The organism is Bacillota bacterium (genome assembly GCA_012518215.1).
Lineage (GTDB): Bacteria > Bacillota > Dethiobacteria > DTU022 > PWGO01 > JAAYSV01.
Genome location: JAAYSV010000054.1, coordinates 38160 through 53765, shown reverse-complemented (window position 1 = coordinate 53765; position 15606 = coordinate 38160). Strand labels below are relative to the sequence as shown.

The following is a 15606-nucleotide window of genomic DNA, read 5'->3' as shown; positions in this document are numbered from 1 at the left end:
TCATATTTAGCTCAACCTTTCTCATCAGATTCACCTCGTTTTAATAAAATCAATACGAGGTAACTTTCTAAAAACCGGGACATTTTCCCTTGTCTTCTAATGGGACATTATCGCATGTGAATCACTCCGGGTTATGAGAGGCAGCGGATAGTGTTGACAACAAAGTCCTTATCTGGTAAGATTACTTTACCAAAAGAGCATATTGAAAAGTAGAAGCCCTGCTTCTCACCTTGGGACGTGCGTCGCGGCACAGTTGCCAGGGTAAAGGATGCCAGATTGTTTGGTAAAATTTGAAGAGCAGAGGTAGACACTGCTCTTATTTATTTTTAATGCCATGGAGGTGAGAGGTAATTAGCAGGAATCTGTTGGTTAATGAACAGATTAGGGCCAAAGAGGTTCGATTGATTGGAGTTGATGGAGAGCAGCTGGGAATAATGGATGTCGGGGAAGCTCTCAGGATCGCCATGCAGAAAAACCTTGATCTGGTGAATGTTTCCCCTCATTCAAAACCACCTGTATGTCGTATCATGGATTTCGGCAAGTACAAATACGAACAGAGCAAGCGTGAGAAGGAAGCGCGCAAGAACACGAAGGTAATTGTCGTCAAAGAAATCAAATTCAGGCCGGGGATCGACAAACATGATTTTGAAGTCAAGACAAGGAATGCCATCCGTTTTTTGAAAAACAACAACAAGGTCAAGGTAACGGTCATGTTTCGTGGTCGGGAGATCACCCACAAGGAATTTGGAAGGGATCTCTGCCGGAAGTTGGCCGCGGAGGTAGCTGAATATGGAACGGTGGAAAAAGAACCGCGCGTGGAAGGCCGAAATATGATCATGATCATTGCACCAAATAAAGCAAAATAAAGGGGGTAAGAAACGGTGCCCAAGATGAAAACTCATCGCGGAGCGGCGAAGAGATTTGCCCGAACAGGAAAAGGGAAAATCAAAAGGTTTCGCGCTTTCACCAGCCATATCATGGAAAAAAAGGGAACGAGGAGGAAACGCCGCCTGCGTCAGTCAACCACATTTGGCAAGGCTGATCGCAAGCGTTTCAACAAGCTTCTTCCCTATTAAAATATTGTCAGACAGTTTTGTGATCAAGGAGGTTTGATGGTTATGTCTCGAGTCAAGAGAGGAAACGTGGCCCGGAAAAGGCGTAAAAAGGTACTGAAGTTGGCCAAGGGGTATTACGGTTCAAAAAGCAAGCTGTACAGGGTGGCCAACCAGCAAGTGATGAAATCCTTGCATTATGCTTATCGTGACCGCCGGCAACGCAAAAGGGATTTCAGGAAATTGTGGATAACCAGGATCAATGCGGCTGCACGTGGCAACGGTTTGTCATATAGCAGATTTATCAATGGATTGAAGAAATCGGGTATAGAGATCAACCGCAAGATGCTGGCTGATCTGGCAGTAAGGGATAAAGATGGTTTTGACCAGTTGGTCAAGTTGGCCAAAGAAAAACTGTCATAACAGGGAAATACATGATGAACCCCTTCTGATGCATTCCGCCCTGTCGATATGGGCGGGAACAGGGAACAGGGAGAATATTTTTGAATCAAATAGCCAGCGCACGAAATCCACTGATCAAAAATTTCATGAAGGTTGTCGAGGGGAAGGGGCCAAAGGAAGCGGCCGAACTTCCCCTTGAGGGTGTTCACCTGATCCGGGAGGCCATCAACAGTGGTGTGTTTGTTGAACAATTCTTTTATGCCCCCGAAATAGTCAACCCCGAAATGTTGACGTCATTACTACACAGTCTTCCCGCGGATACCATGAAGATAGCTGTATCCAAAAAAATTTTCAAAGTGATTGCACAAACAGAGAATCCCCAGGGGGTGGCGGCTCTTGTTTCCTACCCCACGTTTGAACTGGAAAAGATTATCGCCAGGCCCAATCTATTGGGCCTGGTTGCTGATACGGTCCAGGATCCCGGCAATCTCGGGACCATGATCAGGTCGTCTGCAGCGGCGGGTCTCGATGCTGTATTTCTTACGCCGGGAACGGTGAGGTTGAGCAATCCCAAGATGCTGCGTTCGACGGCAGGCGCCTTGTTTCATGTACCGGTTCTTTTTACCGGAGATATCCATGCATTCTGGGTGCAGGTCAGGGCCCGGGATATTGCCGTGATCGGGGCTCATCCCCGCGCGGAACGGTATTATTTCGAGGAAGATTTTTGTCGGCCGTCGCTGATCGTTATCGGTAACGAGAACAGGGGGATTTCCAGGTCGGCACATCCCGTGGACAGCATGGTTAGAATACCTCTGGTTCCGGAAATGGAATCCATCAACGCTTCGGTGGCCGCGGGGATTATAATATATGAAGCATGGAGACAGAGAGCCGGTCAGGGCAGGTAGGACTGGTGTTACATGCTGTTTTGCACGGTTGTTTCCATGATCCTGAAAAAGAGTGGGTGTGATCCCGTCAGGGGAAGGTTGTTTTTCTGTTGCTTTTCTCTGTTCCGATATGATATAATCCAGAAGCAAGTATTAAAAGCCGAAGGGAAGTGGCTTAGCTTTGCTAAGCGCTAACTTGTTCTGGAGATTGTTTGAAAGAACCGGTTCCATCGTTGCCTATCTTATGTACAAAAAGCTTGCTGCTCATTAGGGGATATGGCTGGTCAACAAACCGGTTCGTGTCATCTGTTTCTCCGGTTTAGACAAGCCTCTTGGTATAAAATTGGTTAGCGGTCATATTATTTTCAAGTTTAACTTTCGCCCCGAGAGCGAAGGTTTTTTATTTTAACAGGAATTTTCACAGGAGGGGGTCAAGCTGTCTATACTGGATAAAATCGAAGAACTCAAAAACAATGCGCGTAAAGCGGTAAAGGAAACGGGGGATATCAAATCTCTCGAGGAACTGAAGATAAAATATCTGGGGAAGAAAGGTGAAATCACGGCGATTCTCAGGGCCATGAAGGGCCAACGGGAAGAGGTCAGGCCTTTGATCGGGAAAAAGGCCAATGAATTGCGGCGTGAGCTGGAAAAGCTGTTCGGTGAGAAGATCGAGGAACTCGATAACATAAAACGGGAGCAACGGTGGGAAGCGGAGAAGATCGATGTCACCTTGCCGGGAAATCGCATGAACAACGGCAAGAAACATCCGATAACGGTTATCATGGAAGAGGTAAAGGATATTTTTACATCGATGGGTTTTCAGGTTGCCGAGGGGCCTGAAGTGGAATCGGATTATTACAATTTCGAGGCGTTGAATTTCCCTCCGGGCCACCCGGCACGAGATATGCAAGATTCTTTTTTTATCACCTCCAGTATATTGCTGCGGACCCATACTTCCCCGGTACAGATCAGAGTGATGGAAGAAAGGAAGCCGGATATTCCGGTCAGGATCATTGCACCGGGCAAGGTTTTCCGGCGTGACGATGATATCAGCCATTCGCCGATGTTCCACCAGGTGGAAGGTCTGGCCGTCGACCGCGGCATAACTTTTGCCAATTTGAAAGGTGTCCTCCTTGCTTTTGCCCGGGAGATGTTCGGCCGGGAGCAGCAGATTCGCCTTCGCCCCAGTTTTTTCCCCTTCACGGAGCCGAGTGCGGAGGTGGATATCCTGTGTATTATCTGCGGGGGGGAAGGATGCCGGGTATGTGGCCAATCAGGTTGGCTGGAAGTGCTCGGCGCGGGAATGGTGCATCCCGATGTATTGAAAATATCCGGATACAATCCACGGGAGGTAACAGGTTTTGCATTTGGCATGGGTATCGAACGTATCGCCATGTTGAAATATGGCATCGATGATATCCGTTTATTCTATGTCAATGATCTTCGTATGCTCAAACAGTTGTAGAACAAGATGGTTGCAAGCATTACCGAAACGGTGAGAGAATCTGACGAGGAGGGCCGATATGAGAGTTCCGTATTTGTGGCTGAAAGATTACCTGCATGATCTGAATGTTACCCCCGAGGAGATCGCCAGAAGGCTGACGCTTGCCGGTGTGGAGGCAGAGACCGTTGATGACTTCAATCCGGGGATAAGGGGCGTGGTTGCTGGGGTAATAGAAAATATAAAAGCATTTCCCGGAAAGGATAATTTAACCATACTTTCCGTCAATGCCGGTGAACATAGTTCTCGACAGATTGTCTGCGGCGCGCCAAATGTAAAGATAGGCCAGCGGGTTTTTCTCGCCCTGCCGGGCAGCACCCTGCCCGGTGGCAGGCGTATCGAAGAAATTGAATTCCAGGGAGTCGTCTCCGAGGGGATGCTCTGTTCGGCAGAAGAACTGGGGTTGGATCTGGTTCAGGAAGATGATGGGATTCTGACCATGGACGAATATGTCCCGGCAGGGACCGACATGGTTGAATATCTGGAGATAGATGACCGGATAATCGTGCTGGATCTTACCCCCAACCGGGCGGACTGTCTTGGACTTATCGGCGTTGCCCACGAACTGGCGGCATTGCTTGGGGGTCGTGTCAGGATGCCCTCCGAACGTCCTTCCGAAAGCGATGAAAGAATTGAAGATATTGTTTCGGTGGAAATCAAGGATGAAATTCTCTGCCCGCGATATACGGCCAGGGTGATCCGTGATATAAAGATCAGGCCTTCGCCGTTGTGGTTGCAGGTTAGATTGCTTAAAGCCGGTATCAGGCCGATCAGCAATATTGTGGATGTCACCAATTATGTGATGTGGGAATACGGGCAGCCACTGCACGCATTTGATTATCAACTGGTCGATAACGGTACAATCATCGTGCGCCGGGCAGAAGAGGGCGAATCCCTGATAACGATCGATGGCGTGGAAAGAAAACTGGATACGGACAAACTGGTTATTGCTGACAGCGATAAACCCATAGCCCTGGCCGGGGTCATGGGCGGAGAAAATACGGAGATCTCCTTGCAGACGGAAGATGTATTGCTGGAGGCGGCCTATTTTGACCCCATTACCACACGGAAAACGGCGCGTAACCTTGGTTTGATATCCGAGGCCTCCCTGCGTTTCGAAAAAGGCGTGAACCCGGAAAGGATAGTGGGCGCCCTTGACAGGGCCGCGGGCATGATGTCGGAGTTGGCCGGGGGGAAAGTGACCGGAGGGATTGCCGATTGTTACCCCCGCACATTCGTTCAGGATGTTGTTGAGGTATCGCCTGAACGTGTGGAGCATATATTGGGTATCGGGATTCCCGCGGAACGGATGGCCGGCATACTGGAAGGATTGGGCTTCACGGTAAAGATGCCGGATATCGATAAACGGTGGATGGTCACCGTTCCATTTGGAAGGGCAGATGTAAAAATCGAGGAAGACATTGTCGAGGAGATAGCCAGACATTTCGGTTACGAGAATATCCCTGCCGAAATGCCGGAAGGCAAACTCATGGCCGGGCGGGAGACCCCGGAAAACAGAATTATCCATATCATCCAGGACACCATGCTGGGATGCGGTTTCTATGAAGCGATCACTTATTCATTCATGAGTGCGGATAACCTTGACAAGCTGGGTCTGGAGGCGGAAGATCCATGGAGAAATTGCATCCGGATATCCAACCCCATTACCGAGGAACAGGGAGTGATGAGGACGACATTGATCCCCGGGCTTCTGGAGGTATTGAAATATAATTGTGACCGCAAGGAAAAATCATCAATATTTTTCGAGATAGGATCGATTTTCAATGCCGATGAATTGCCCTTGAAAGACCTGCCGGGGGAAGAGCCCGTTCTTGCCATCATGGGCACGGGAAAGATCTCGGAGAAAAGCTGGAATACGCCCGATGAAGAAATAGATTTCTTTTTTATCAAGGGTGCCATCGAAGCAATATTTGACCGCCTCGGCGTGAAGGAATTTTCTTTTGTGAAGAGCAAGCTTCCGTTTCTGCAACCCGGAAGGGCGGCGGATATATTGATCGGCGATATAAAAGCGGGCATTCTGGGTATACTTCATCCCGATGTCGGTCGGAAGTTCGGCCTGAAACAGGACGTGGCGTTGGCGGAAATACTTCTGGAACCGCTTATCAGCGGGGCCAGATTGTTTAAAACTTTTGAATCACTGCCCAGGTATCCGGCCTCATTGCGCGATCTGGCAGTAGTTGTTCCCGGCGGGGTTGCCGCGCGAGAGGTGGAAGATTGTATAAGGGAAACCGGTGAAGGCATAGTGGAGAGCGTGGTGCTTTTCGATGTTTACGAAGGTGATCCCATACCATCGGGACATCGCAGCCTGGCCTATTCTATTGTTTACCGATCCAGGGAACGCACGTTGACCGATGAAGATGTGTCCACGATCCATACCCGGATCGAGAAAGAGCTGGGGAGGCGACTCCGCGTTTATCCGAGAGAATGAGGGGCAGGTAACGAAATTGCTGTTACTGTAGCTTGCAGGATATATTCATGTTTTAACGAATACTGTAAATATTATCTCAAGGCAGGTGTGCCCACCTTGGCTCAAGAGGAGAAAAAAAGGGTAACCATAAAGATCGTTGGTGACGAGTATACCATAAGAGGCACCGCTTCGGTCGAGCATCTCATGAAGGTTGCGGAATACGTCAACGAAATGATGTTAAAACTGGCTGATAACAATCCTTATATGAGCAAGCATATGTTGGCTACCCTGTGTTCAATCAATCTGGCCGATGAATTGTTAAGGCTGAAAGATGAATTTGATAAAAAAGAATTCATGCAACAACTGCAGATAGAACAAGCGAAATATTACTTTCAGGATGAAGAACTGGAAAGGGATGATCAAGGTTAACACGCTGGATTATATTATTATTCTGGTAATGGGTCTGTATTTGATCAGCGGTCTTCTTGACGGGTTGTTGAAACAGGTGGCCGGGGTTGTCGGATATGCAGTTTCTTTCCTGGGGGCACTGTACGGGAGCAAACCTCTGGGAATTTTGCTTACCGATATGCTCTCCTCCGGGGGTGCCTTTATCGAGGATTCCTCGCTGGGTGTGATTGATGAAGGAATTCCCGGTTTCGATTTCATTCCGGGGATGAGCACCATTGTCAGTGCGGTTTCTTTTGTCCTGCTGTTTATCGTCCTGCAGATCCTGATCGGTATTATCGTCAGGAAAATGAAATCATTCAACCGGGTGCCCCTGATCGGGCCGTTGAACAGGTTGGGCGGCATGGGCATCGGTGCCTTGAAGGGATTGCTTTTCGTCTTCATCGTACTGGCCGTCGTCTCCCTGTTACCCCTTGAATACCTGGGGGATCTTGTTGCCGGTTCGAAATTGGCTACGGCGATCAACCAGGTCATGCCCGGTCTATTCGAGAGAGCAAGGATTTTCTTTCTGGAACATTATCATGTCGTCATCAAATGACGGTGCATGAGTGTTTTCGTTGACCCCCAAATAATTTTCAAGGAGTTTTAAACCCGTGAAGAACAGGGAAGTTGCCGCTTATCTACAGCATATAGCGGAGCTTTTGATTTTAAGAGGAGAAAACCGGTACAAGGTTCAGGCGTTTCTACAGGCAGCCAGAACGATATCCCATCTCGAGGAAAGGGTGGAAGACCTGGTTGCAGAACGCCGCATACTGGAAGTAAAGGGCATCGGAAAAACTCTGTCCGGGATAATCGAGGAAATCGTCATCGATGGTGGGAGCAAATACCTGGCGGAACTGGAGGCGGAGGCGCCGGTCGAACTTCTGCCTCTCTTCAGCATGTCCGGCCTGGGGCCCAGGAACATATCATTGTTGATGGAAAGCCTGGATGTGAAAAACTTTGACGATCTTGAAGCTGCGGCGGAAAGAGGGGATATCGGGAGGATACCCCGTGTGGGAGCTTCTCTGGAAAGAAGTATTTTGAATCACCTGGAAAGGAAAGAGAGATTTGGCAGCAGGATCTTGCTCAACATGGCCACGGACCTGGTTCTGGAATTGCAAGCCAGGATCGGGAGGGTAGATGGAGTTACTTTCTTTTCGGCCACGGGCGAGACGCGGAGGGGGCACGAGGGTGTCAGTGAAGTTGGTATTTTGCTGGGTACCGATGGACAATTTGCCCCGGAAAGGTTGGAAGAGGTATTGAGGCCATATCCCCTGCTCAGGGAGATGGAACGGGTGGGGGGAAAGATAAAGATAAATTCTATTTACAATGTGCCGGTGACCATCAAATATGTTCCGGCAGAGCGGTACTTTGCCCGCCTTGTTCTTGAAACAGGTTCCGGAGAGCACATCCGGTACCTGCAGAAGAGGGCACGTGATCTGGGGTTTGATTGGGATGAAAAGGGGTTTTCACCCGGGAACGGGTATCCGGCTATCAGGTCCGAAGAGGAGATATATCGCATTCTGGATATGCCTTTCATACCTCCGGAGTTACGCGAAGACAATTCCCTGTTCGAGGCAGATGTGCTGGAGTTGCCATCATTGGTTGAAATCGAAGATATCAAGGGCGATCTCCACCTGCACAGTGACTGGAGCGATGGCCGCAACACCATTCCTGAACTGGTCGAGCGTGCCATCAGAAAGGGATATGAATATGTGGCCATCACCGATCATTCCCGATCCTTGAAGATAGCCGGCGGTTTGACAGAGGAAAAGCTCCGGGAGCAGGTGTCTTACATAGAGGAACTTCGTGGCATAGTCAACGGTTTGCATATTTTTACGGGGATCGAGGTTGACATTCTGGGGGACGGGACACTCGACTTTCCGGATCAGGTTCTGAAAGAATTGGATGTGGTAATCGCTTCCATCCATAGCGGATTCAAGCAGAGCAGGGAGGAACTGACCGGGAGGATAATGTCGGCGATGGAAAATCCTTACGTGGATATTATCGGGCATCCTACCGGCCGGCTGATCAACAGGAGGGATCCATACAGGATCGATATTGAACAGGTTCTGGATCATGCCATCAGGACGAATACAGCACTGGAGATAAATAGTTCCCCTGATCGTCTTGACCTCAAGGATGAACACATCAGGGAAGCGGTGTCCAGGGGGGTCCGGCTTGTCATCAACACCGATGCACACGGGATAAACGCCATGGACGACATGGTGTACGGGGTTATCACAGCACGCAGGGGCATGGCCGGCAGGGATGATATTCTCAATACACGCCATGCGAAATTCTGGAGAGGAAGTTTGTAAATGCCGTGGAGTGGAGCGAACCCCCTGAAGATCAATTTTTACGACAGGGATACGGTGGCGGTAGCCAGGGAATTATTGGGCAAGGTCCTGGTACACGACTCCCCGGACGGGGTAACAGCGGGCATTATCGTCGAGACCGAGGCATATCTGCATGATGATCCGGCATCACATACTTACAGGGGCCGTACGAAAAGAAATGCGGTGATGTTCGGCCCTCCGGGACGGGCATATGTTTATTTGATCTACGGAATTCATTATTGTTTCAACGCTGTCTGCCGGGAAGAAGGCTGCGGCGAGGCGGTACTGGTGAGATCCGTTCTGCCGTTTGAAGGACTGCTCCTGATGCAAAAAAGAAGGGGAAAGCAAGATCGGCTTTCAATAGCAAACGGCCCCGGAAACCTTTGCAAGGCGATGGGTATTGAAGGTATGCACAACGGAATTTCACTGGTGGAGCCCCCGTTGTATATTGTGGATGGGGACATGAATATTCCCGGGGAGGAAATTGTTGCCACCGGGCGGGTAGGCATTACCAGGGGTACAGAAAAGAAATTGCGTTTCCTTTACGTGGGCGATGAAGATCGTTTCCGGAAAGGAAGGGTCCTGTAAAAATGACAGTGCTGACAGAAAGAGAAATAAGATTGCTCGAATTTGATCAGATCAGGATGATGCTGGCTTCATTGACTGTCACCGCCATGGGAAATGAAGTGGCACGAACTCTCCTGCCGGAATCAGACCTGTACAGGATAAATAAAAAATACAGGGAGACAACGGAAGCTTGCGCCCTCCTGGTAAAAGATTTTTTGAAGATAAAGCCTGCGCCCGATATCCGGCTTGCCACAAGGAAAGCCGAAAAAAACGGTATGTTGACCGCTCCCGAGTTGTTGAAAGTAAAAATTTTCTTACGATCATGCCGTCATCTGCAAAACCGTTTGAAAAGGGAAGAAATCATGGAAATGGCTCCCACCATCGCTTCATTTTCTTTCCGCATTGACGGCTGTCCCGCCCTGTACCGGAAATTGGAATCCTGTGTCGATGATGGCGGTGAAATCCGTGATTCAGCCTCGCCCCTGTTGAGTGAAATAAGACATGTTCGGCTAGATTTGAGCCGCAGAATACAGGACAAATTGGAGGAATGTACAAGAAATCCCGGCTTGCGTCGATATCTGCAGGAACCGTTGATCACGATCCGCAATGACCGTTATGTTCTTCCTGTCAAACAGGAGTACAGGGCGCAGTTTCAGGGAATTTTCCATGACCAATCTTCCAGTGGGGCGACCCTTTACATTGAACCGATTTCCACCATGGAATTGCAGAACAAGTTTCAACAATATAAAAATATGGAGAAGAAGGAGATAGAAAAGATCCTGAAGGAATCGAGTATGCTGGTAGGCAGCAATGCCGGTTCACTTCGCAATGATCTGGCGTTGTATGGCTACCTCGACTTCGCAATGGCCAAGGGGAAATTGAGTTTTTCCATGGAAGGAATCGAGCCAAGGCTTGCAAGGGAACGACTTGTAGATCTGAGAGGTTCCAGACATCCACTTCTGAAAGAAAAAGCAGTGCCCATTGATTTCAAACTTGGGGGGGAAAATCGTATCATGGTCGTTACCGGCCCGAACACAGGCGGGAAGACAGTCACGCTGAAGACCGTCGGGCTGTTCGTGGCCATGGCTCAATCAGGACTGCATCTGCCTGTACGTGCTGGAACCGAAATAGGGGTGTTCGAGAAGATAAGGGTCGATATCGGCGATGAACAAAGCCTTGAACAGTCACTGAGCACTTTTTCGGCACATCTCAAAAATATCATCTCCATACTGGAGGAAGCAGGTCCACGATCACTGATCTTGCTCGATGAACTGGGGGCGGGCACGGATCCCTCGGAGGGGGCGGCGCTGGCCAGGGCAATACTGGCCAACCTCTATCGTAAGGGTTCCCTGGTGGTTACCACCACGCATATCAATGACCTGAAGATGTTTGCTCATCTCCAGGAAGGTATCCAGAATGCTTCCCTGGAATTTGATGTGGAAACACTGTCGCCAACTTTCCGCCTGCTGATGGGGGTACCCGGGAGCAGCAATGCCTTGATTGTTGCGGGCAAACTGGGATTGCCCCCGGCCATTATTGATGAGGCCAGAGGTTATCTGTCCCGTGAACATGAAGAGATAGAGGCGATTATCAACGACCTCAACATCGAGCAGAAGCGTTCCAGGCAGGAAGCAGAACAGGCGGAAGGTGAACGCAGGCAGGCGGAAACAATACGCCAACAGCTGGAAGAAGAAATGGAAAAGACAAGGGCCATGCAGGAAGAAGTTTTCGGAGAAGCCAGGAATGAAGCTGCAAGGATAGTAAAAGAAGCCAGGCAGAAGGCCAATGAATTGATCGGTGATCTTCAGCGGATTGTCTCCGATTCAAGGGCAGAAAAAGAAACAGGATCATTGAAAGATGCCGAAAAAATAAGAAGGTCGTTGCACGCTGCCATGGAGGATGTATTCGACACCGAAAGCGATCTTTCGGATATCGGTACAATATCAGGGGACGGGATCCGCTGTGGAGATAAAATTTACATCAAGAGCTTGAAACGGGAGGGGATAGTGGAATATTTGGACCTGCAGAAAGAGAGTTTGCAGGTACGGGTAGAAGACAAGATGATCGAAACTGTTTTCGGGGACATCAGACCAATGGAGCCTGGCAAGCATGAAACGGGGCAAAAAAGTTCGAATTTGCCGGGCTACATGCTTGACAGGGGATACGAAACGGTAGGCGACAGTATCGATTTGCACGGGTTTACCCTCGAGGAAGCCAGGGAGAAACTTGAAAAATATCTGGACAACGCTATTCTCAACAATTACAGGCAGGTGTTTGTAGTCCACGGGCGGGGTACAGGCCGACTCAGAAAGGGGCTGCAAGCTTTTCTAAAGGAACATCACCTGGTGCGGGGTTTCCGCGATGGCTACCCGGAAGAGGGCGATATCGGTGTTACCGTGGTAACACTCAAATGATGGGGCCGGGTATAGGGCGGATAAATTTTCCAGGGCATTGCCAGAAAATGAGTTTTGATAACAAAACGATTGTAAAGGCTCAACTCGGAAGGTGAGATCTGTTTGGTTTTGAAAGATCTGACAGATGACCATTGACTCGATCCGTTTTCGTCGTTTGATTTTACTCTCCAGCAATATATTTTGCCTTCTTCCAGCGGCGGGGTAACGGTTATCATCGTTATTTTAACTGTACCGTTGAAGACAATATTGCTGAAGTTCTCATCGCTGGCCACCTCCACGGTGTAAGATGTTGCTCCAGGCGATCCTCGCCACAACAACACGGGTGACAAGGCAACTTCCTTTTCTTTGCTGTTTTCAGGAAGAGAGAGGGTGGGAGGTGAAAGGGAGAGTTCCGCCGAAGGAACCTTGGCCCTGGCCGTGGCAGGTTCGGATTGGTTGTTCTGTTTATCCACCATGTACAGGAAATAAGTATATTCCGTATCATTTTTCAAATCACGCGCATCGGTGTAATGCAGGGTCCGGGCATCGACGGTGGCCAGCAAGGTGGATTTCTCGCTACTTGACCCCCTGTAAATTTTGAATTCTTTGATGTTCGTGGAAGAAGAAACCGACCAGGAAAGCGTTACCGATCTGGAAACGGGATTCCATATGGCCGCAAACGATGTTACTTTTTCGGATGGCCCGGTGTGGACGTTGCATTTTTCCTTGGGAGGTTTGTCTTCCGAATGTTTTCCAATATAAAAATATTCCTTTGTTACATCTTCATCCGGGCAGTAGGGTCCTTTAAGGAGGCCCGAGGCCTGGCATATTTCCACCTCGACGTGGTCACTGCATGTTTCCTTGGGAGCGGTCTGCGGTGTGAAAATTTCCTTGACCACGGTGTTTGCATCACGGCATACCTGTGTTGGTTTCAATCCGGACAATTTGCATATTTCCATGGTAACCAGGCCCGATGGGCGCCTGCTTTCGAAACTGATTTTTTCCAAACCCTCGAATGCTTTCCTGAAGACATCCCTGGTGATCGAGGTGGTAAGCCCATGTCCACCCCTGATCCGTCCCATGTCCTTGAAGTCATACCCCATCCATAGATATGAAATAAGATTGGGCGTAAAGGCAGCCAGCAGGGTATCGCGGTCATCATTCGTGGTGCCCGTTTTGGCGGCCACGGGGCGGTCAATGTACAGACGGTTACCGGTGAAAGTGGTGCGGTGGGTTTCCTCCAGTATGTTTGTTATCATGTAAGCTGTTTGCGGGCTCAACACTGCTTCTCCGGCAGCATTCTGTTCAAAGATAATTTCCCCGTTTCGGTCCTCGATACGGGAGACGGTGTGCAGTGGCTTTTTAACCCCCTCGTTGGCTATGGTTGCAAAAGCCTGGCACATATCCATGACGGAAATCCCGCTTACCCCACCCAGGGCCACGGATAGAGCACCGCGATCATCTTCCGAAAAGGAAGAGATGCCCATTCTTTCGGCATATTCCGTGCCTTTGCCCGGAGAAACCATGTGTAGAACGGAGACGGCGGGGATATTGCGCGACCACTTGATGGCCTCTCTTACGGTGATGGGCCCCCAGTACCTGCCATCCCAGCTCCGCGGTGCATAGTTCCCGATCTTTATTGGTACGTCGTATACGATACTTCCCGGTGCCAGAATCTTTTCTTCGAAAGCCGGGGCATAGGAAACTACCGGCTTGATGGATGACCCGGGTTGCCGCTTGCTGACAAAACGGAGAACTTCATCCTTGTTTTTACGATATTCACGCCCTCCTCCGAGGGCCCTGATAGCACCTGTTTGCGGGTTGGCGATGACCATTGCCGCCTGGGGCTGTGGAACGCCATTCTCTTCATCGATATAAGCCTTGGGGTAATCTTTGGGCAGTTTGTTGCCCGCTTCCTTGTAGGCGGCCTTGAACTTGTCCATATCGATGTATATCGTGGTCGGATATTTGTCCTTGCGTCTCAGGGTTTCTTCGACATGGGCTTGCAACTCTGTATCGAGAGTAGTGTAGATCTTGAGCCCCTGGGTGTAAATTGCATGATACGCTGCCTCCTTGTCGCCCAGGAGCGCAGTTTCGGAGAGGATCTTGATCAATTCATGATGGACAACATAATCGATAAAATAGGGATATGGGTATTCCCGGGTCTTCAATTCCCCGTACTTCAATTCTTCTTCGCGGGCAGACTTGGCTTCATCGGCGCCGATGTAACCCAAAGAACTCATCTTGCGCAGAACGGTTTTTTTGCGGTTTTGCGCTTTTTCTTCATTGATGAAAGGATTGAATGAGTTGGGAGCGCAAACAAAACCTGCCAGCATGGATCCTTCGGCAAGAGAAAGATCGGAAGAACTTTTGTTGAAATAGGTTTCTGCTGCTGCTTCTATGCCATATGCCCCGTTGCCGAAATAAATGGTGTTCAAATACATTTCAAGTATTTCCGGTTTTGAAAACTCCCGTTCCAGCTGGATGGAGAGCCATGCTTCCTGAATTTTTCGTTTCAATGTTTTTTCGGGAGTCAAAAAAGCGTTGCGGATGAGTTGTTGGGTTATGGTGCTTGCCCCCTGGGAGACCAGGTCTTTTTTGGTAATATTGACAACCAGGGCACGCGTTATCCCGATGACATCGACACCAAAATGTTTTTCGAAGCGTTCATCCTCGATGGCGACAAAGGCTTTGGGTACATACTCGGGAAGACTGCTGATGGGAACCACTGTACGGTTCTGTTCCTGATAAAGACGGGTTATTTCATTCCCTTTATTATCATAGAGATAGGATGTTTCCGCCGGTTTGAGCATCCGGGGATCAAAAGTAGGGGCATCCTTGACATAGGCGACCAACATGGCAGTGCCTGTACCAAAACCAAGAATAATCAAGAATGCAAGAACGGTAAAAATGACCTTCAGCGTTTTGTTGAATGATTTTTTCTGGGGAGATTTTTCTGCAGAAGTTGCATTTGATGCGCCTTTTTTCATTTTCAACTGCATCCTCCTTTTACAGAAAAAATGGTTGTCCTCCTCGTATGGCCATCACGATAAAAATTATAACACAATTGTTGGGAAGCACAACCTGAAAATATGTCAAGACAATATATCCATCTCGTGCCGTTCCAGGGTCCAGGCGTCTCCGCGACAGGCGGTTCTCTTGTCCCGGACAAAGAGAGGATAGATCTCGTTTTCGGAGAGGCGGAAACGTACGGAAGCCCCGATCCCTTGTTGTGTGTGTATCTCCTGTACCGCAAGTGTTTCCTTGCCCACGGAATCAAGGGCCAGCCGTGAATAAGCATCCATGGAAGGAATATATATTTCCAATCCATTCTTTTTTTGCAAAAGATGAGAAACCATATCAACCATATCACAAATGAACTCCTGAATGTTCGTAGTTTGAAACTTTATCCGGCATTTCTTTGCCATCAGGTCAATATCCTTTTTTAAAAAGCAAAATCTTGATGGGAGTTAATTATTATTAATAAATCCGATATAAGATACCAAAAATATGATTTATCAGTTAAAATATTATAGGGCGAGGCAACAATATCTCCTGCATGCGACACAGATAATTTCGAAGCCCGATCAAGGAGG

The 15606-nt window shown here is 49.0% G+C and carries 13 protein-coding genes and 1 pseudogene; 12 read left to right on the top strand and 2 right to left on the bottom strand.

Annotated elements, in window-relative coordinates; translation table 11 throughout:
* The first annotated feature begins 329 nt into the window (after positions 1-329).
* The 12 genes and pseudogenes from GX364_09200 to GX364_09145 all read left to right on the top strand — a co-directional run bounded on the left by GX364_09200 (position 330) and on the right by GX364_09145 (position 12031).
* Positions 330-866: pseudogene (locus GX364_09200) on the top strand (translation initiation factor IF-3).
* A 15-nt stretch (positions 867-881) separates the two neighbouring features.
* Complete coding sequence (gene rpmI / locus GX364_09195; protein ID NLI71024.1) at positions 882-1076, top strand: 50S ribosomal protein L35; 195 nt, start codon at positions 882-884, stop codon at positions 1074-1076.
* Between the two features lie 42 nt (positions 1077-1118).
* A complete protein-coding gene (gene rplT / locus GX364_09190) occupies positions 1119-1475 on the top strand; it encodes a 50S ribosomal protein L20 (protein NLI71023.1) in 357 nt (118 codons plus the stop codon).
* An 80-nt stretch (positions 1476-1555) separates the two neighbouring features.
* Positions 1556-2359 (top strand): RNA methyltransferase, encoded by an 804-nt coding sequence (locus GX364_09185; GenBank protein NLI71022.1) that lies wholly within the window; start codon positions 1556-1558, stop codon positions 2357-2359.
* 160 nt (positions 2360-2519) lie between these two features.
* Positions 2520-2609 carry a YqzL family protein gene (locus GX364_09180; GenBank protein NLI71021.1) on the top strand — a complete coding sequence of 30 codons (90 nt, stop codon included), beginning with the start codon at positions 2520-2522 and terminating at the stop codon, positions 2607-2609.
* A gap of 171 nt (positions 2610-2780) precedes the next feature.
* The gene (pheS, locus tag GX364_09175) at positions 2781-3803 is read left to right on the top strand and encodes a phenylalanine--tRNA ligase subunit alpha (GenBank protein ID NLI71020.1); all 1023 of its coding nucleotides are present in this window, start codon (positions 2781-2783) and stop codon (positions 3801-3803) included.
* Positions 3804-3861: 58 nt separating this feature from the next.
* Positions 3862-6288, top strand: coding sequence for a phenylalanine--tRNA ligase subunit beta (locus GX364_09170; protein NLI71019.1), 2427 nt, complete (start codon positions 3862-3864; stop codon positions 6286-6288).
* 96 nt (positions 6289-6384) lie between these two features.
* Positions 6385-6696: a cell division protein ZapA gene (locus tag GX364_09165; protein ID NLI71018.1), complete on the top strand. Its 312-nt coding sequence runs from the start codon at positions 6385-6387 to the stop codon at positions 6694-6696.
* Positions 6683-7270, top strand: a complete 588-nt coding sequence (locus tag GX364_09160; GenBank protein NLI71017.1) for a CvpA family protein — start codon at positions 6683-6685, stop codon at positions 7268-7270. Before GX364_09165 ends, GX364_09160 begins: the two co-directional genes overlap by 14 nt.
* Before the next feature lie 55 nt (positions 7271-7325).
* A complete protein-coding gene (gene polX, locus GX364_09155; GenBank protein ID NLI71016.1) occupies positions 7326-9032 on the top strand; it encodes a DNA polymerase/3'-5' exonuclease PolX in 1707 nt (568 codons plus the stop codon).
* The gene (locus GX364_09150) at positions 9033-9638 is read left to right on the top strand and encodes a DNA-3-methyladenine glycosylase (GenBank protein ID NLI71015.1); all 606 of its coding nucleotides are present in this window, start codon (positions 9033-9035) and stop codon (positions 9636-9638) included.
* Between the two features lie 2 nt (positions 9639-9640).
* Positions 9641-12031 (top strand): endonuclease MutS2, encoded by a 2391-nt coding sequence (locus tag GX364_09145; protein ID NLI71014.1) that lies wholly within the window; start codon positions 9641-9643, stop codon positions 12029-12031.
* Here GX364_09145 and GX364_09140 read toward each other — a convergent pair.
* Positions 11983-15006 carry a PBP1A family penicillin-binding protein gene (locus GX364_09140; protein ID NLI71013.1) on the bottom strand — a complete coding sequence of 1008 codons (3024 nt, stop codon included), beginning with the start codon at positions 15004-15006 and terminating at the stop codon, positions 11983-11985. The genes GX364_09145 and GX364_09140 overlap by 49 nt on opposite strands.
* Before the next feature lie 99 nt (positions 15007-15105).
* A complete protein-coding gene (locus GX364_09135) occupies positions 15106-15378 on the bottom strand; it encodes a hypothetical protein (protein NLI71012.1) in 273 nt (90 codons plus the stop codon).
* Positions 15379-15606 lie beyond the last annotated feature (228 nt).